Genomic DNA, 16,214 nt, shown 5'->3' with positions numbered 1-16,214 from the left:
CGAAGCTGGTAGACTCCGCCGCCATTATGATTCGACTTCAGAACCTGACTTTACAGCGTGGCCCGCAACGTCTGCTAGAAGACGCCGAGCTGACCCTGCACGCCGGCCAGAAAGCCGGCCTGATCGGTGCCAACGGTGCCGGCAAATCCAGCCTGTTCGCCTTGCTGCGCGGCGAGCTGCATCCGGATTCGGGTGACTGCTTCCTGCCCGCCGATTGGCGCATTGCCCACATGCGTCAGGAGGTCGACACCCTCGAGCGCCTGGCCGTGGACTATGTGCTCGACGGCGACCTGCGTCTGCGCCAGGTGCAGCGTGAACTGGCCGCCGCCGAAGCGGCCCATGACGGTGGCGCGCAAGCGCGCCTGCACGCCGAGCTGGACAGCGCCGACGGCTACACCGCTGACGCGAGGGCGCGCAAGCTGCTGGCCGGACTGGGCTTCACCAACGAACAGATGGACCGCCAGGTCGGCGACTTCTCCGGGGGCTGGCGGATGCGCCTGAACCTGGCCCAGGCGCTGATGTGCCCGTCGGACCTCTTGTTGCTCGACGAACCCACCAACCACTTGGATCTCGATGCCATCATCTGGCTCGAAGACTGGCTCAAGGGTTATCCCGGCACCTTGCTGTTGATCTCCCACGATCGGGATTTCCTCGATGCCGTGGTGGATCACGTGGCTCACGTCGACCAGCGCAAGATCACCCTCTATCGCGGTGGCTACAGCGCCTTCGAGCGGGCCCGTGCCGAGCGCCTGGCCCAGCAACAGCAGGCCTACGAGAAGCAGCAGGCGCAACGGGCGCACATGGAAAGCTACATTGCCCGCTTCAAGGCCCAGGCCACCAAGGCTCGCCAGGCCCAGAGCCGGATCAAGGCCCTGGAACGGATGGAAGAGCTGTCGGCGGCCCACGTCGACTCGCCCTTCGACTTCACCTTCCGCGAGTCGACGAAGATTTCCAGCCCGCTGATCGATCTCTCCGATGCGCGCCTAGGGTATGGCGAGCGCACGATCCTGGAGAAGGTCAAGCTGCAACTGACGCCGGGCGCACGGATCGGCCTGCTGGGCCCTAACGGCGCCGGCAAGTCGACCCTGATCAAGAACCTCTCCGGTGAGCTGCAGCCGCTGTCCGGGCGCCTGACCCGGGGCGAGAACACCGTGGTGGGCTACTTTGCCCAGCATCAATTGGACTCCCTGGATTCCAAGGCCAGCCCCTTGCTGCACCTGCAGCGGCTGGCGCCCACCGAGCGCGAGCAGACCCTGCGCGACTTCCTCGGCGGTTTCGACTTCCGCGGCGCGCGGATCGACGAGCCGGTGCTGAATTTCTCCGGCGGTGAAAAGGCTCGCTTGGCCCTGGCCCTGATCGCCTGGGAGCGGCCGAACCTGTTGCTGCTCGACGAACCCACCAACCACCTGGACCTGGAGATGCGCCTGGCCCTGACCATGGCCCTGCAAGAGTTCAGCGGCGCGGTATTGGTGGTCTCCCACGATCGCCATCTGCTCAAGAGCACCACGGACAACTTCTTCCTGGTGGCCGACGGCAAGGTCGAGGAGTTCGACGGCGACCTGGATGACTACACCCGTTGGCTGGTGGACTACCGCCAGCGCAATGCCCCGGTCAGCAACACGCCGGTCAACCCGGACAAGACCGACAAGAAAGCCCAGCGCCAGGCCGCGGCTGCTTTGCGTCAGCAGTTGGCACCGCACAAGCGCGAGGCCGACAAGTTGGAAGCCGAACTGGGCAAGGTCCATGAGCGCCTGGCCAAGATCGAGACCAGCCTGGGCGACAGCGGTCTTTACGAAGCGGCGCGCAAGGACGAGCTGCGGGACCTGTTGGCTGAGCAAGCCAAGCTCAAGACTCGCGAGTCCGAACTGGAAGAGGCCTGGATGGAAGCCCTGGAGTTGCTGGAAAGCATGCAGGCAGAACTCGAGGCACTGTCCTGATGGAAGCGTTGCAACTGCCATTGCCGGCGCAGTGGGTCGCTCCGTTGTGGGTGGGCGTGCAGATCCTGCTGATTCTCCTGGCGGGCTATCTGGCCCAGCGTTTTGTCGCCCGTTGCCTGACCCGTCTGGGCGAGCGTTACCCGTTCCCGCCGCAGTTGCTGATGCCCCTGCGGGGCGGTCTGCGCTGGCTGATCATGGGCAGCGCGGTGATCTTCGTCCTGGAGCGCCTGGGGGTTTCCGCCACGGTGTTGTGGACCGCCCTGTCCGGCTTTGTTGCCGTGGCGGCGGTGGCCTTCTTCGCCATGTGGAGTGTGCTCTCCAACCTGCTGTGCGCGATCCTGATCTTCACCGTTGGCCCCTTCCGCCTGGGTGACGTGGTGGAGTTGGTGGACACCGTCGACAAGCCTGGCGTCAAGGGCCGGGTCGTGGCGATCAACCTGCTGTACACCACCCTGATCGAGTCCGAAGAAGCCGGCACCGGCAGCGCCATGGTCCAGGTGCCCAACAGCCTGTTCTTCCAGCGCTCGGTGCGTCGCTGGCGCGGCAGCGATGTGCTGCCGGTAGGAACTGGCGAAAAGTAATCCCTTCCTCTGTAGCCGCTGCCGCAGCCTGCGGCAGCGACTACAGGGCCGTGCATCACCTTTGGGCGAAAAAAATATAGTCAGCCGCGGGTCGGAGGATTAGCTTAGGCAGTCACGACCAATCCGATCCGAGGTGTGCGATGGTGCTTGAAACATGGCTGGCGTTCTTTGCCGCCAGTTGGGTAATCAGTCTTTCTCCGGGAGCCGGCGCTATTGCGTCGATGTCCTGTGGCTTGCAATACGGTTTCTGGCGCGGTTACTGGAACGCCCTGGGCCTGCAACTGGGCCTGGCCTTGCAGATTGCCATTGTCGCCGCCGGTGTTGGCGCCATCCTTGCCGCATCTGCCACCGCCTTCTATGCAATCAAGTGGTTCGGTGTGGCCTACCTGGTGTACCTGGCGGTCAAGCAATGGCGCGCGCTGCCCAGCGATCTCAGCGATGACGCGGCCATCCGTCCCCTTGGCAAGCCTCTGGCCCTGGTGTTTCGCGGCTTCCTGGTGAACATCAGCAACCCCAAGGCCTTGGTGTTCATGCTGGCAGTACTGCCGCAGTTCATCGACCCCCATGCGCCGCTGGTCCAGCAGTACCTGATTCTCGGCGCCACCATGATCGTGGTCGACCTGATCGTCATGGCCGGCTACACCGGGCTTGCGTCCAGGGTCCTGCGCTTGTTGCGTACCCCGGTCCAGCAGCGGCGGTTGAACCGTACCTTCGCCGGTTTGTTCCTCGGCGCGGCGGGCTTCCTGGCGACCATTCGCAAAGCCGCGGCCTAGGTTTTCCAGAGACAAAAAAAGGCGACCCCACGGGTCGCCTTTTTCGTTTGCGTACGGCTTAGCGCAGGATTACCGGCGCTGTGTCCGGCGGCAGGTTGTTGCGCATCGGCGCTTGCCCCTGTTGCTCGTAGCCACCGCGACCCAGCTGCTCGGCCATCTGCCGGGTAACGTCTTCGCCCAGGGCCTTGGAGACTTCGCGTACCACCCGTGGCCGGTTCAGCGAGACACGGATGTCGCGGCTGTTCACCAGCTTGGTGTCCTGGCCTTCGCCCATGGCGGTGAACGCCGAGGTGATCTCGAAGGTGCGGGTGTTGATCAGGCTGAAGTCCGCCACCAGGGTCAGGCCCAGTACCGCCGAGTAGCTGTTGGTATTGGCCAGCTCGTTGATGTCCTGGGTGAAGTCGATGTCCGACACCGTGCCGAACAGCACGTAGTCGGCACCCTTGAAGTTGCCCGCCTTGATGCGCTTGATGATGTCGTAGACGTTGGTCTTGGACGCGTCGGTGTGGGGCGAACCCTGCACCAGCTGGAACATCCCGGACTTGAGAATCCCGCCCTTGATATCACCGGTGAACTTGCGCAGTTCGCCTTCTTCGATGTAGCTGGTGCTGGCTTCCAGTTCGTTGTAGCTGGCCGAACCGCTGGAGCTGTAGTAGCCCTCGCGGTAGTTCTGCTGGGCCGAAACCACGTGAATGTATTCCTGCACACGTTCCTGGTAGGCCAGGTCCATGACTGCAACTTTCGGGGCCGCCTGGGCGCTGAACGCACAGGCCAGGGCCAGGATGCCAATCCATGCACGCATTGTTTAGCGCTCCGTGGTCTTGCGGATCTCTTTCTCGTCCATCCACTCGGCCAGACCGCTCTCGACGTCGATCAGTTGCAGGCTGAATTTGTAGAAGACGTCCTTGTAGTCGCTGCTGCGCTTGACGATGGAGCTGATGGAGCCTTCAAGACGGTATTTGGCGGCGACCATGTTGCCAGTCTTGGCCACGGTGGATTTCTTGTACAGGCCGCTCTGGTTCTGCAGCTTGAGCTGGTCGACCTGGCTCTGCATGGCGGTGTTGTCGCTGGCGAAGCGGGCGGTGCCGGACTTCATCAGCTGGGTCTTGATCGAGGTGGTGATCTCGCGGGTGTCGATGTACTCGCTGGTCTTGTTCTTCACATCGTAGACCTGCACCACCGGGCGACCCTGGAGGATGCCGGACTGGGCCAGGGAGCGGGTCATGGATTCGGCGATCATCTGCAGGTCGGTGGAACCGAACTCGTTGGTCACCAGTTCCACGGCCTTGCTGTCGCCGTAGCTGATGTTCTTGCCGCCCAGGACCGGGGAGTTATTGGCGCAGCCGCTGGCCAGCAGGGCGACCACGGCGAGGAAGGAAAAGCGTGCAAACATGGAAGTGCTCTCTTGATCGGGTTCAGGAACGGCTTATTGGGTTTTGACTTCCAGGCGGAAGTCAGTGGCCTTGGGCACCGGCGCGATGGCCGGCAAGAAGGTGGCCTGGGCCGCGTACAGGTTGAAGACTTTCCAGCTTTCTTCATCGGCAACCGGGAAACCGTCGTCACCCAGCCAGACAAAGCGGTAGTACATGGTCATGTTGGTGTGGCTGGTGTTGTTCAGTGCCACCTTGACCGTCAGGAAGCCGTTTTCACGGGCGACCCGCATCGCGCCGATGGCGATGTTGTTGAACTTGTTCATCACCACCACCTTGCTCGCGGCGCTGCCGGGAGCAGGAGGTGGCGGGGTGGCGCAACCGGCCAGAAGGGCCAGTGCGGCAACAGCGAGGAGTTTCAGGCGCATGGAGGGCTCCGCTTAAGGACGTTGGTTGCTGGCCATGTTCTGGCCGGCGTTGTTCGGGATGACATGAGCGGCCAGGCCGCTGCTGAACACCTGGTTGCCCACCACGCGCAGGGCGATCACCTGATAGCGCTGATCAACCTTGACCTGCACTTGAGTGCCGCCCTGGGCGTTAGGCAGGCTGAGGCTGTGCTCGCCCTGCTTGAGACGCAGGCGGGCGACCTGGGTGTTGTCCGGCAGGGTGCGCCAGGTGCGGGTATCGGCTCCTTCGGTCACCGCCGAAGCCAGGCCCACGGCCAAGCCGGCCAGGGGATTGACCTCGTTGAGGTTCTTTTGCGCCACGCCACGGGTCACTGCACGCACGGTGGTGCGCAGGATGATCCCTGGCATGTCGTCACGCAGGGCGCGGCGGGACATGGCGGTGGTGCTGTTGAGCAGGGTCAGGTTCTGCTGCTGACCATCGATGCCGATCTGGGTGAAGGTCTGGGTCGAGGTATCGGCCTTGATCACCGGGAACGACAGTGGGGTGATGACCAGGTTGCCGTTGATCGGCAGCGGCAGGGGAATGCGCACCGAGTCCCGTGCTGGGGCCAGGCCGCTTTGCACCACGATCAGCACGTCGCTCTCATCGGCCGCCAGGGCCGCTACCACGGGAGCCTTGACCGGAGCCTTGGCTGCCGTCTTGCGTTTGGACTTGGCCGAGGATTTGCCCGGGGCTTCGACTTTCACCGGTTCCACGGGGGCGTCCAGGTTCAGCAGGGCCTGTTCCAGCAAGGGCGTGTTGGGACGCAGTTCCGCAGCCTTGCGGTAGCCGGGAGCCGCCAGGTCCTTTTCGCCCAGGGCTTCATAGACGAAGCCGGCCAGGTAGTGGCTGAACGCACTCTGGTAGCTGTTCTTCAGGTTGACCACATCGGGAGCATCGAGGGCTTCCACGGGATAGCCCTTGAGGTCCTTGTACTCGGTTTTAACCCCTTGCTTCTCGGCTTCGTCCTCGCGCTTGAGGTATTCCTTGTCCCGCAGTTCGGCGATCACCGCTTCGCGTTCGTGGGTCTTCTTGATCGCCATGCGGGCGCCGTCGAAGTCGTTGCTGGCCAGCAGGTTCATGGCCATCTGGGTCGTCAGCATGACCTTTTCGTAGTCATAGCCTTCGTAGCGACGGACTTTGTCGTTGACCAGGAAACTGCCGAACTGGGCCAGGTACTTGTCGGTGTCGAGCTTGACCGAGTCTTCCCAGTTGCCCACGACCTGATCGGCATGGCCCCAGGCGGCCTGGCTGCCATTGAGGTCGCCCTTGGCCCGCAGCAACTCGCCCTTTTCGAAGTAATAGAGCAGGTCCTTGTCTTCACCCTTGTTGTTTTTTTCCAGCAGGGTCAGGGCGGCATCGAGGTTGCCGGCACGCAGTTGCTGGTTGGTTTCCTGAAGCTCGTTGTCGTAGCTGCGAAAGGCCGAACAGCCTGCGAGCAGGGTGACTGCGCCGAGCGCAATCGAGGTGAGGACGCGGGATGTCATGGGTACTTCTTCTTCCCTGAATGAGACAGCCTGGCGTGCGGGTCGGGCTGGACGAACCCATTGGCAGGAACTGCGGCTACGCTGCCAATTCCTCATAAAAAGAGGAGCTTAAATGCCGTCTCGCTATAAAGAGGGCGCGGCATTATAAACGTGGATTCTGGCGCTGTAATGGCTTTTTAACTTCAATTTGATTGGTGTTTGCCACTATGTGAGCGGCTGCTCATTGGTGGTCGAACCAGGCCGCTAGCGGGTTCTTTTCCAGGGGCGCGGGGGCGATGACGAACAGCTGATCGCCCACGCGCCGCAGGCTGATGACCTGGTAGCGCTGGTCCAGCTTGAAGCGCAGCTCGCCGGTCTTGCCCAGGGTCAATCGGTGTTGGCCTTTTTTCAGGCGCAGGCGGGTCACCTGGGTGGTGTCGGACAGGCACTGGTCGGCGCAAGTGTTGCAACAGGCGGATAAGCCTTGAGTGAAACTCATTGGGAGTGAACAATATGTTACTTCGTATTTCCATTTGAGATTCGTTCATGACTGGCCCTTCCCGTTTACTGGCATTGCTGGTGCTGCCGCTGCTCGCGCTCTGCAGCTTCAACCTGCTGGCCGATACCGTCGATGGCGCGCCCAAGGCCCTGCATCTGCTGGATTACATTGGCGCCGATTACCCGCCCACGGTTGAAGCCGGCAAGGTCATCGACGAGTCCGAATACCGCGAGCAGGTGGAGTTTCTCGGGGTCCTGCAGGGGCTGATCGCCGACCTGCCGGCCAAGCCGGAGAAAGCCGAGCTGGAGCAGGGCATCGTCAGCTTGCGCAAGGCGGTGGACGATCGCGTCGAGGGCAGCCAAGTGGCACGTCTGGCGCGGCAGATGGGGGCCAAGCTCGCGGTGGCCTATGAGGTCAGCCAGGCGCCGGTCATCACCCCGGACCCTGCTCGCGGTGCGCCGCTGTATGCCCAGCATTGCTCGGTCTGCCATGGGGAGAAAGGCGCAGGCGATGGTCCGGCAGGTGTGGGCATGACCCCGCCGCCGGCCAATCTGCGGGATGCCGAGCGCCTTGATCGCCTGAGCCTGTACGCGGTCTACAACACCCTGGGGCTTGGGGTCGAAGGCACCGACATGCCGGCCTTCGCTGATCAGTTGGATGACCGGCAGCGCTGGGATCTGGCCACCTACATCGCCGGGTTCAGCGCCGATCCTGCGGCGGCCAAGGGCGAGCAGAGCTTCAATCTGGCCGACCTGGCCCGGCAGACGCCTGCTGAAGTGCTGGCTGCTCAGGGGCCGCAGGCAGCGGCCACTTTCCGTGCCCAGCGGGCCCAGCCGCCTCAGGTCAAGCGTGGCCCGGCGCAGTTGCTGGACTACACCGCTTCGACCCTGGACAAGAGTCTCGCGGCCTATCGCAACGGCGAGCATGAGCAAGCCTACGATCTTTCGGTAGCGGCTTACCTGGAAGGTTTCGAACTGGTGGAAAGCTCCCTGGACAACGTCGATGCCACGGTGCGCAAGGACACGGAGAAGGCCCTGATGGCCTACCGGCAGTCGTTGCAGGACGGATTGCCGGTGGCCCAGGCCGAACAGCGCCTGGACGCCGCCAAGGCCAAGCTCAAGGCGTCCGCCGAGTTGTTGGGGGGCGACAGCCTGAGCTGGTCCCTGAGTTTTATCTCCGGTTTGCTGATCCTCCTGCGCGAAGGCCTGGAAGCCATTCTGGTGCTGGCGGCGATCCTTGCGTTCCTGCGTAATACCGGCCAGCAATCGGCGGTGCGCAGTGTCAACGTCGGCTGGGGCCTGGCGCTGTTGGCCGGCCTGGCCACCTGGGCCCTGGCGGCTTATGTGATCGACGTCAGCGGTTCCCAGCGGGAGCTGCTGGAGGGTGCCACGGCGTTGTTCGCCAGTGTCATGGTGCTGTGGCTCGGGGTATGGATGCACGATCGTCGGCATGCGGCGGCCTGGCAGGATTACATCAAGAGCAGCCTGGTGGGCGGCGGCGGGCGTTTCGGTTTTGCCGTGCTGGCGTTCTTCTCGGTGTACCGCGAGCTGTTCGAGGTGATCCTGTTCTACGAGACCCTGTGGCTGCAGGCAGGCCCAGCCGGGCATAACGCGGTCATGGCTGGTGGTGCCACCGCTCTGGTGTTGCTGGTGGGCCTGGCGTGGGTGATCCTGCGGGGCTCGGCCAAGCTGCCTCTGGCGCTGTTCTTCGGCATCAACGCGGCGCTGCTGTGTGCCTTGTCGGTGGTATTTGCCGGGCACGGGGTCAAGGCGTTGCAGGAAGCGGGCATCTTCGGCACCCGGCCAGTAGCCTTCTTCGATTTCGACTGGCTGGGCATTCATGCCGATGCCTACTCGCTGGGGGCTCAGGCTGTGGCGATCCTGGCGATCGTGGTGCTGTACAGTCGCAGCCGCATGAGTGAGAAGCAGCGACTGCGCGCGTCTTGAGTCGACAGCGTCGCTGATCGCGGGCGAGCCCGCTCCTGCGGGGGCTGGCTTGCCCGTTTTGCATTTTGTGAGGAGAACATCAATGCGTGTCTGGATCGATGCCGACGCTTGCCCCAAGGCGGCCAAGGATCAGGTGGTGCGCTTTGCCTTGAAGCGCCAGTTCGAGGTGGTGCTGGTGGCCGGGCAAGCGCAGATCAAGCCGGCTTTCGCCTGCGTCAAACTGATTGTGGTGCCCAGTGGCCCGGATGCTGCCGACGATTATCTGGTGGAGCATGCCGTGCCCGGTGAGCTGGTGATCTGCAGTGATGTGCCCTTGGCCGACCGCTTGGTGAAAAAGGGGGTGTCGGCCCTGGACCCGCGTGGCAAGGAGTTCGATGCGCAGAACATGGGGGAGCGCCTGGCGGTGCGTAATCTGTTCACCGATCTGCGGGAGCAGGGGCAGGTCAGTGGCGGACAGGCGCCTTATGGCGAGCGGGAGAAGCAGGCCTTCGCCAATGCTCTGGACCGGATTCTGACCCGGCTGGCGCGTCAGGCCTGAAGGAGGAACCAGCGGCTCCTCCTGAAGCGGGGTGTCAGGGAGTCACTGCTCGCCTTCGTGGGTCAGTTCCAGCACCCGGTCTACCAGCTTGTTGATCCCGGAGGCGGCTTCGCTGATGGATTGCGCCAGCATATAGGCCGGGGTGCTCACCAGTTTGCGCGCTTTGTCTTCGACGATGTCGCCTACTGCGCATTCGGTGTGGCTGGCGCCCATCTTGCCCAGGGCCGCTGCGGTATCAGCATCGTTGCCGATGGTGCAGGTCACGCCAGGACCGTAGATCTTCGCCGCCAGGGCCGGAGCGATGCACATCAGGCCCACCGGTTTGCCCGCTTCGGCAAAGGCTTCGGCCAGAGCCAGGACGTCCGCCTGGACTGTGCAGGCCGCGCCTTCGGTGGCAAAGCTGGAGAGGTTCTTGGCTGCCCCGAAACCGCCTGGCACGATCAGCGCGTCGAAGTCTTCGACATTGGCCTCGCGCAGGTCCTTGACCTGGCCACGAGCAATGCGCGCGGATTCCACCAGCACGTTGCGGGTCTCGGGCATGGCTTCGCCGGTCAGGTGGTTGAGCACATGCATCTGCGGGATGTTCGGGGCAAAGCACTGCACCTGGGCGCCGCGCTGGTCGAGGCGCAGCAGGGTCATCACGCTTTCGTGGATCTCGGCACCGTCGAACACGCCGCAACCGGAAAGGATCACTGCAACTTTTTTGCTCATGGTTTTTCTCCTGGTTCAGGGTGCTGACAGCATGCCAATGACCGGCGAGTTACTCCACTGATGTCGTCGAAGCCTTGGCCTTGGCCTGTTCGGCGGCTTGTTCGGCGTCATAGATCTGCTTGGCCAGACGGGCGTTCTTGAAGCGTCGGCGCAGCCACAGGCCGAAACCCAGTACCAGCAACGCGCCCAGCACCCACAGCTCGTACTTCTTGATGCTGCCGAGCATGCCTTCCATGACCGCGCCGAAATGGTAGGCGGCCTGGGCCAGGGCCACGGCCCAGACGGCCGCGCCGATGCCATTGAGCAGCAGGTAGCGGCCCGGCGGATAGCCTGACAGACCAATGGCCACTGGCATCACGGTGCGCAGGCCATAGACGAAGCGGAAGCTCAGCACCCAGATATCCGGATGCTTGCGGATATGCTCCAGCGCCCGATCGCCCATCATTTGCCAGCGCGGTTTGCGCGCCAGCAACTTGCGGCCATGCTTGCGCCCCAGGAAGTACCACAGCTGGTCACCGGCGTAGCTGCCGAAGAAGGCAACCACCATCACCAAGTTGATATCCATGTATCCGCGGAACGCTAGAAACCCGGCTAGAACCAGAATGGTTTCGCCTTCGAAAAACGTACCGAGAAAGAGGGCGAAATAGCCGAAATCCTGAAGAAATTGTTGGAGCATTGTCTGGATGCTGGCGAAATGAACGCGCAGCCTACCCCTTCGACGACGTTGGGGAAAGTATCGAAATGTGTCTCGACGTGAACTATTGGGCCAATGACAATGAGTGTTGCTGTCGGTCAACAGCTTGAGCACAACTGTCATCTGTTCGTCATAATGCCCGCTTATAACTGTCACGCTCGCCCGCCAGCGCGGGCCCTGGAGTCCGCCGTGAGCTTTACCCCTGCCAGCCGCCTGTTCCCTGCCACTCGTCTGCGGCGTAACCGCCGTGATGATTTCTCGCGCCGTCTGGTTCGTGAAAACCGGCTGAGCGTGGATGACCTGATCCTGCCGGTGTTTGTGCTCGACGGTGAGAATCGCCGTGAGGCGGTGGCTTCGATGCCGGGCGTGGAGCGCTTGACCATCGACCTGTTGCTGGAAGAGGCGGCGCATTGGGTCGAGCTGGGGATTCCGGCCCTGGCGCTGTTCCCGGTGACGCCGGCCGGGCTCAAGTCCCTGGATGCGGCCGAGGCCTGGAACCCTGAAGGGATTGCCCAGCGTGCCACCCGCGCCTTGCGCGAGCGCTTCCCGGCGCTGGGCGTCATCACCGATGTGGCCCTGGACCCGTTCACCACCCATGGCCAGGACGGCATCCTCGACGAACAAGGTTATGTACAGAACGACATCACCGTCGATGCCCTGGTGCGTCAGGCCCTGTCCCACGCCGAGGCCGGCGCCCAGGTGGTGGCGCCGTCGGACATGATGGACGGGCGGGTCCAGGCGATCCGCGAAGCCCTGGAGCTGGCGGGGCACGTCAACGTGCGGATCATGGCCTACTCGGCCAAGTACGCCAGCGCCTATTACGGCCCCTTCCGCGATGCGGTGGGTTCGGCGCTGAACCTGGGCAAGGCCGACAAGGCCTCGTACCAGATGGACCCGGCCAATGGTGACGAAGCCCTGCATGAAGTGGCGGCGGACCTGGCGGAAGGGGCGGACATGGTCATGGTCAAGCCGGGCATGCCGTACCTGGATATCCTTTTTCGGGTCAAGGATGAATTCAAGGTGCCGACCTTTGTCTATCAGGTCAGCGGCGAATACGCCATGCACATGGCGGCGATCCAGAATGGCTGGTTGGGTGAAGGGGTTATTCTTGAATCCCTGACCGCTTTTAAACGTGCAGGTGCTGATGGCATCCTGACTTACTTTGCCGTTCGTGCTGCTCAATTGTTACGAGAGCAAAAATAGCCCTCCCAGGAACACGCGATGAATACTGAAGGACTCTCAGAAGTTGCCGTAAAAGACGCTCAGCCGGTGGTCGAGCCAGTGGTTGAAACCTCGCCGGAGCTCGAGCCCGTGCCCGTAGTGGCCGAGGCGCAACCGACGCCGGCCATTGTCATCCCCAACCTGGATGACAGCAGCCTGTACATTCACCGCGAACTCTCGCAACTGCAGTTCAATATCCGCGTGCTAGAACAGGCGCTGGACGAATCCTACCCGCTGCTGGAACGCCTGAAGTTCCTGCTGATCTTCTCCAGCAACCTGGACGAGTTCTTCGAGATCCGTGTCGCGGGTCTGAAGAAACAGATCACCTTTGCCCGGGAACAGGCCGGTGCCGACGGCCTGCAACCGCACCAGGCCCTGGCCCGCATCAGCGAGCTGGTGCATGGTCATGTCGATCGCCAGTACGCGATCCTCAACGACATTCTGCTGCCGGAACTGGAGAAGCATCAGATTCGCTTCATCCGTCGCCGTCACTGGACCACCAAGCTCAAGACCTGGGTCCGGCGCTTCTTCCGCGACGAGATCGCGCCAATCATCACCCCCATCGGCCTCGACCCGACGCACCCGTTCCCGCTGCTGGTGAACAAGAGCCTGAACTTCATCGTCGAGCTGGAAGGCATCGATGCCTTCGGCCGCGATTCGGGCCTTGCGATCATTCCGGCGCCGCGTCTGTTGCCGCGCATCATCAAGGTTCCGGAAGAAGTCGGCGGCCCTGGCGACAACTATGTGTTCCTTTCGTCGATGATCCACGCCCACGCCGATGACCTGTTCCAGGGCATGAAGGTCAAAGGCTGCTATCAATTCCGCCTGACCCGTAACGCCGACCTGGCGGTGGACACCGAGGACGTCGAAGACCTGGCCCGCGCTCTGCGCGGCGAGTTGTTCTCCCGTCGCTACGGTGACGCGGTGCGTCTGGAAGTGGCCGACACCTGTCCGAAACATCTGTCGGACTACCTGCTCAAGCAGTTCAACCTGCACGAGACCGAGCTCTATCAGGTCAACGGTCCGGTGAACCTGACGCGGCTGTTCAGCATCACCGGCCTGGACAGTCATCCGGAGCTGCAATACACCCCGTTCACCCCGCAGATCCCCAAGCTGCTGCAGAACAGCGAGAACATCTTCAGCGTCATCAGCAAGCAGGACATCCTGCTGCTGCACCCGTTTGAGTCCTTCACCCCGGTGGTCGACCTGCTGCGCCAGGCCGCCAAGGACCCGCATGTGCTGGCGGTGCGCCAGACCCTGTACCGCAGTGGCGCCAACTCGGAGATCGTCGACGCCCTGGTGGACGCGGCGCGCAACGGCAAGGAAGTCACCGCGGTGATCGAACTGCGTGCGCGGTTTGACGAAGAGTCCAACCTGCAGATGGCCAGCCGCTTGCAAGCGGCCGGCGCGGTGGTGATCTACGGCGTGGTGGGCTTCAAGACCCACGCCAAGATGATGCTGATCCTGCGTCGCGAGGCCGGTGAGATCGTGCGCTATGCGCATTTGGGCACTGGTAACTACCACGCGGCCAACGCCCGCCTGTACACCGACTACAGCCTGCTGACCTCCGACGACGCCTTGTGCGAAGACGTCGGTAAGCTGTTCAGTCAGCTGATCGGCATGGGCAAGACCCTGCGTATGAAGAAACTGCTGCATGCGCCGTTCACCCTGAAAAAGGGCATGCTCGACATGATCGCCCGGGAGACCCAGTTCGCCCTGGACGGCAAGCCGGCGCACATCATCGCCAAGTTCAACTCGCTGACCGATCCGAAAATCATCCGCGCGCTGTACAAGGCCAGTCAGTCCGGCGTGCGCATCGATCTGGTGGTGCGCGGCATGTGCTGCCTGCGTCCGGGGATTGCCGGGGTGTCGCACAACATCCATGTGCGCTCCATCATCGGCCGCTTCCTGGAGCACACTCGGGTGTTCTACTTCCTCAACGGCGGCGAGGAGCAGATGTTCCTTTCCAGTGCCGACTGGATGGAGCGCAACCTCGACAAGCGGGTCGAGACTTGCTTCCCGGTGGAAGGCAAGAAGCTGATCCTGCGGGTCAAGAAAGAGCTGGAGAGTTATCTCACCGACAACACCCACAGCTGGAGCCTGCAGTCCGACGGCCGTTACATCCGCAACACGCCGACCGGCAACCAGAACCCGCGCAGTGCCCAGGCGACCTTGCTGGAGCGTCTTGGCAGCCCGGTGTTGCCGGTGCGCTAAGCGCGACAGGCGTCAATGAAAAAGGCCAGCCCGATCACCGGGCTGGCCTTTTTTGTGCGGTTTGCAAGAGCTGTAGGAGCTGGCTTGCCAGCGAAGGCGTCCCCGAGAGCGATGCAAGGTTTCGCGGCCTCTTCGCCGGCAAGCCGGCTCCTACAGGTCCGTGGCAGGTCAGCGAACGTTGAGCACGATGCCGACCCGGGTCAGCCATTCGGCTTCCAGGGCGAAGTCGGCCTGGGTCAGCTGGTTTTCATCCAGCCAGTTTTCCGGGAACTCCACATCCAGATGGTCGCCTTCGGCGCTCAGGCTCACCTGAGGCATCTGCTGGGTGCCACGGATGTGATGGAACAGGATGGCGAAGCGCAGCAGCACGCACAGGCGGATCAGCTTGATGCCGTCATCGCCGAACTCGGCGAATTTCTCCTTGGGAATGTTGCGGCGGTGGCCGCGCACCAGCAGCGCCAGCATCTGCTGGTCTTCTCGGGAGAAGCCGGCCAGGTCCGAGTGCTCGATCAGGTAGGCGCCATGCTTGTGGTAGTGGTAGTGAGCGATATCCAGCCCCACTTCGTGGACCTTGGCGGCCCAGCCCAGCAGCTCGCGCCAGACACCGTCCTCCAGGTCCCAGTCCGCCGCCACCTGGTCGAAGGCGCGCAGGGCCTTGCCTTCGACTCGCGAGGCTTGCTCCAGGTCCACGTGGTAGCGCTCCATCAGCGAGCTGAGGGTACGTTCACGGACGTCTTCGTGATGATGGCGGCCCAGCAGGTCATAGAGCACGCCTTCACGCAGGGCGCCTTCGCAGTGGTCCATGCGCTGCAGTTCCAGGGCGTCGAAGATGGCTTCGAGAATCGCCAGGCCCGCCGGGAAGATCGCCCGCCGATCAGGCTTGATGCCTTCGAAGTCGATTTTCTCGGCATCCCCCAGCTTGAACAGCTTGCGCTTGAGCCAGGCCAGGCCTTCGGCGTTGACCTCGCCACTGCCCTGGCCGCCGGCCTTGAGGGCCAGACCGATGGCGCGGATGGTTCCGGAAGAGCCGATGGCTTCGTCCCAGGTCAGGCGATGCAGGGCATGTTCGATGCTCATGATCTCCAGCCGCGCGGCGGTGTAGGCCTGGGCGTAGCGGGCCGGGGTGATCTTGCCATCGCGGAAATAGCGCTGGGTGAAGCTGACACAGCCCATCTGCAGGCTTTCCCGCAGCAGGGGCTCGAAGCGCTGACCGATGATGAACTCGGTACTGCCGCCACCGATGTCGGCCACCAGGCGCTTGCCCGGGGTGTCGGCGAGGGTGTGGGACACCCCAAGGTAGATCAGTCGGGCCTCTTCACGGCCGGAGATGACCTCCACCGGGTGGCCGAGGATCTCCTCGGCGCGGCGAATGAACTCGCCACGGTTGCGGGCTTCACGCAGGGCGTTGGTGCCGACGATGCGTACGGTGCCCGGCGGCATGCCGTTGATCAGTTGGGCGAAGCGCTTGAGGCAGTCGAGCCCGCGCTGCATGGATTCTTCGTTGAGCTGGCGTTCTTCGTTGATTCCGGCGGCCAGTTGAACCTTTTCACCGAGCCGCTCGAGAATGCGGATTTCACCGTTCCGGGCCTTGGCCACGACCATGTGAAAGCTGTTGGAGCCCAGATCGATCGCGGCGATCAGGGACAGATTCTTGGCTTGGGATTGGGGCATGGTTGGGGGTCTCGGTCGATAACCTCGCCATCCTGCCACGATCAACGGCTCGCGCCAACGCGCAGTGTCCAATGCGTTGATTCAACGCATAAAACCCTCGGCAGGCTGTGCTGTCGCTGTGCGCCGGCCAGCCGGCTCCTACGACA

15 protein-coding genes are annotated in these 16,214 nt (G+C 62.9%); 7 read left to right on the top strand and 8 right to left on the bottom strand.

What is annotated here, in order from left to right:
* The first annotated feature begins 26 nt into the window (after nucleotides 1–26).
* From PQT43_RS18480 to PQT43_RS18470, 3 genes are all read left to right on the top strand, one after another.
* Nucleotides 27–1,937, top strand: a complete 1,911-nt coding sequence (locus PQT43_RS18480) for an ATP-binding cassette domain-containing protein (protein WP_110594248.1) — start codon at nucleotides 27–29, stop codon at nucleotides 1,935–1,937.
* On the top strand, nucleotides 1,937–2,518 hold the full coding sequence (locus PQT43_RS18475) for a mechanosensitive ion channel family protein (RefSeq protein ID WP_102881254.1): 582 nt from the start codon (nucleotides 1,937–1,939) through the stop codon (nucleotides 2,516–2,518). Before PQT43_RS18480 ends, PQT43_RS18475 begins: the two co-directional genes overlap by 1 nt.
* 140 nt (nucleotides 2,519–2,658) lie before the next feature.
* Nucleotides 2,659–3,291 carry a LysE family transporter gene (locus PQT43_RS18470; RefSeq protein WP_272754410.1) on the top strand — a complete coding sequence of 211 codons (633 nt, stop codon included), beginning with the start codon at nucleotides 2,659–2,661 and terminating at the stop codon, nucleotides 3,289–3,291.
* A gap of 58 nt (nucleotides 3,292–3,349) precedes the next feature.
* On the opposite strand, the gene PQT43_RS18465 is transcribed toward PQT43_RS18470, so the two are convergent.
* The 5 genes from PQT43_RS18465 to PQT43_RS18445 all read right to left on the bottom strand — a co-directional run bounded on the left by PQT43_RS18465 (nucleotide 3,350) and on the right by PQT43_RS18445 (nucleotide 7,073).
* The gene (locus PQT43_RS18465) at nucleotides 3,350–4,093 is read right to left on the bottom strand and encodes a penicillin-binding protein activator LpoB (RefSeq protein ID WP_110594249.1); all 744 of its coding nucleotides are present in this window, start codon (nucleotides 4,091–4,093) and stop codon (nucleotides 3,350–3,352) included.
* 3 nt (nucleotides 4,094–4,096) lie between these two features.
* Entirely contained in the window at nucleotides 4,097–4,684 is a 588-nt protein-coding gene (lpoB, locus tag PQT43_RS18460; RefSeq protein WP_060841666.1) for a penicillin-binding protein activator LpoB, read from the bottom strand.
* 33 nt (nucleotides 4,685–4,717) lie between these two features.
* A complete protein-coding gene (locus PQT43_RS18455) occupies nucleotides 4,718–5,089 on the bottom strand; it encodes a YcfL family protein (RefSeq protein ID WP_060841665.1) in 372 nt (123 codons plus the stop codon).
* Between the two features lie 12 nt (nucleotides 5,090–5,101).
* Entirely contained in the window at nucleotides 5,102–6,595 is a 1,494-nt protein-coding gene (locus PQT43_RS18450) for a COG3014 family protein (protein ID WP_272754409.1), read from the bottom strand.
* 220 nt (nucleotides 6,596–6,815) lie between these two features.
* Complete coding sequence (locus tag PQT43_RS18445) at nucleotides 6,816–7,073, bottom strand: hypothetical protein (RefSeq protein WP_272754408.1); 258 nt, start codon at nucleotides 7,071–7,073, stop codon at nucleotides 6,816–6,818.
* A 47-nt stretch (nucleotides 7,074–7,120) separates the two neighbouring features.
* Here PQT43_RS18445 and PQT43_RS18440 point away from each other — a divergent pair, with 47 nt between their 5' ends.
* Together PQT43_RS18440 and PQT43_RS18435 are read left to right on the top strand one after the other, a co-directional pair.
* Entirely contained in the window at nucleotides 7,121–9,019 is a 1,899-nt protein-coding gene (locus tag PQT43_RS18440) for a cytochrome c/FTR1 family iron permease (RefSeq protein ID WP_110652925.1), read from the top strand.
* 82 nt (nucleotides 9,020–9,101) lie between these two features.
* Nucleotides 9,102–9,557 carry a YaiI/YqxD family protein gene (locus tag PQT43_RS18435; RefSeq protein WP_102881247.1) on the top strand — a complete coding sequence of 152 codons (456 nt, stop codon included), beginning with the start codon at nucleotides 9,102–9,104 and terminating at the stop codon, nucleotides 9,555–9,557.
* 42 nt (nucleotides 9,558–9,599) lie between these two features.
* Here PQT43_RS18435 and elbB read toward each other — a convergent pair whose 3' ends face one another.
* Nucleotides 9,600–10,268 carry an isoprenoid biosynthesis glyoxalase ElbB gene (gene elbB / locus PQT43_RS18430; protein ID WP_102862205.1) on the bottom strand — a complete coding sequence of 223 codons (669 nt, stop codon included), beginning with the start codon at nucleotides 10,266–10,268 and terminating at the stop codon, nucleotides 9,600–9,602.
* A gap of 49 nt (nucleotides 10,269–10,317) precedes the next feature.
* The gene (locus PQT43_RS18425) at nucleotides 10,318–10,944 is read right to left on the bottom strand and encodes a DedA family protein (protein ID WP_102862204.1); all 627 of its coding nucleotides are present in this window, start codon (nucleotides 10,942–10,944) and stop codon (nucleotides 10,318–10,320) included.
* A 207-nt stretch (nucleotides 10,945–11,151) separates the two neighbouring features.
* On the opposite strand from PQT43_RS18425, the gene hemB reads away from it, so the two are divergent.
* Together hemB and ppk1 are read left to right on the top strand one after the other, a co-directional pair.
* Nucleotides 11,152–12,165 (top strand): porphobilinogen synthase, encoded by a 1,014-nt coding sequence (gene hemB / locus PQT43_RS18420; RefSeq protein ID WP_060841658.1) that lies wholly within the window; start codon nucleotides 11,152–11,154, stop codon nucleotides 12,163–12,165.
* Nucleotides 12,166–12,183: 18 nt separating this feature from the next.
* The gene (gene ppk1, locus PQT43_RS18415; protein WP_102881246.1) at nucleotides 12,184–14,397 is read left to right on the top strand and encodes a polyphosphate kinase 1; all 2,214 of its coding nucleotides are present in this window, start codon (nucleotides 12,184–12,186) and stop codon (nucleotides 14,395–14,397) included.
* A 168-nt stretch (nucleotides 14,398–14,565) separates the two neighbouring features.
* Here the strand turns inward: ppk1 and ppx are convergent, their stop codons facing one another.
* Nucleotides 14,566–16,068 (bottom strand): exopolyphosphatase, encoded by a 1,503-nt coding sequence (ppx, locus tag PQT43_RS18410; protein ID WP_102881245.1) that lies wholly within the window; start codon nucleotides 16,066–16,068, stop codon nucleotides 14,566–14,568.
* Nucleotides 16,069–16,214 lie beyond the last annotated feature (146 nt).

The sequence above is a fragment of the Pseudomonas sp. BLCC-B112 genome (assembly GCF_028550695.1).
Classification (GTDB): Bacteria; Pseudomonadota; Gammaproteobacteria; order Pseudomonadales; family Pseudomonadaceae; genus Aquipseudomonas; species Aquipseudomonas danubii.
The sequence above is the reverse complement of the archived record's forward strand: the minus strand, read 5'-3'. Positions and strand labels throughout refer to the sequence as shown.

What these genes read in the sequence shown, in the direction of transcription:
- PQT43_RS18450 (WP_272754409.1), bottom strand. Translation starts at nt 6,595, where the DNA reads ATGACATCCCGCGTCCTCACCTCGATTGCGCTCGGCGCAGTCACCCTG.
- PQT43_RS18435 (WP_102881247.1), top strand. Translation starts at nt 9,102, where the DNA reads ATGCGTGTCTGGATCGATGCCGACGCTTGCCCCAAGGCGGCCAAGGAT.
- PQT43_RS18480 (WP_110594248.1), top strand. Translation starts at nt 27, where the DNA reads ATGATTCGACTTCAGAACCTGACTTTACAGCGTGGCCCGCAACGTCTG.
- PQT43_RS18455 (WP_060841665.1), bottom strand. Translation starts at nt 5,089, where the DNA reads ATGCGCCTGAAACTCCTCGCTGTTGCCGCACTGGCCCTTCTGGCCGGT.
- ppx (WP_102881245.1), bottom strand. Translation starts at nt 16,068, where the DNA reads ATGCCCCAATCCCAAGCCAAGAATCTGTCCCTGATCGCCGCGATCGAT.
- PQT43_RS18465 (WP_110594249.1), bottom strand. Translation starts at nt 4,093, where the DNA reads ATGCGTGCATGGATTGGCATCCTGGCCCTGGCCTGTGCGTTCAGCGCC.
- PQT43_RS18475 (WP_102881254.1), top strand. Translation starts at nt 1,937, where the DNA reads ATGGAAGCGTTGCAACTGCCATTGCCGGCGCAGTGGGTCGCTCCGTTG.
- elbB (WP_102862205.1), bottom strand. Translation starts at nt 10,268, where the DNA reads ATGAGCAAAAAAGTTGCAGTGATCCTTTCCGGTTGCGGCGTGTTCGAC.
- PQT43_RS18440 (WP_110652925.1), top strand. Translation starts at nt 7,121, where the DNA reads ATGACTGGCCCTTCCCGTTTACTGGCATTGCTGGTGCTGCCGCTGCTC.
- PQT43_RS18470 (WP_272754410.1), top strand. Translation starts at nt 2,659, where the DNA reads ATGGTGCTTGAAACATGGCTGGCGTTCTTTGCCGCCAGTTGGGTAATC.
- ppk1 (WP_102881246.1), top strand. Translation starts at nt 12,184, where the DNA reads ATGAATACTGAAGGACTCTCAGAAGTTGCCGTAAAAGACGCTCAGCCG.
- PQT43_RS18425 (WP_102862204.1), bottom strand. Translation starts at nt 10,944, where the DNA reads ATGCTCCAACAATTTCTTCAGGATTTCGGCTATTTCGCCCTCTTTCTC.
- lpoB (WP_060841666.1), bottom strand. Translation starts at nt 4,684, where the DNA reads ATGTTTGCACGCTTTTCCTTCCTCGCCGTGGTCGCCCTGCTGGCCAGC.
- PQT43_RS18445 (WP_272754408.1), bottom strand. Translation starts at nt 7,073, where the DNA reads ATGAGTTTCACTCAAGGCTTATCCGCCTGTTGCAACACTTGCGCCGAC.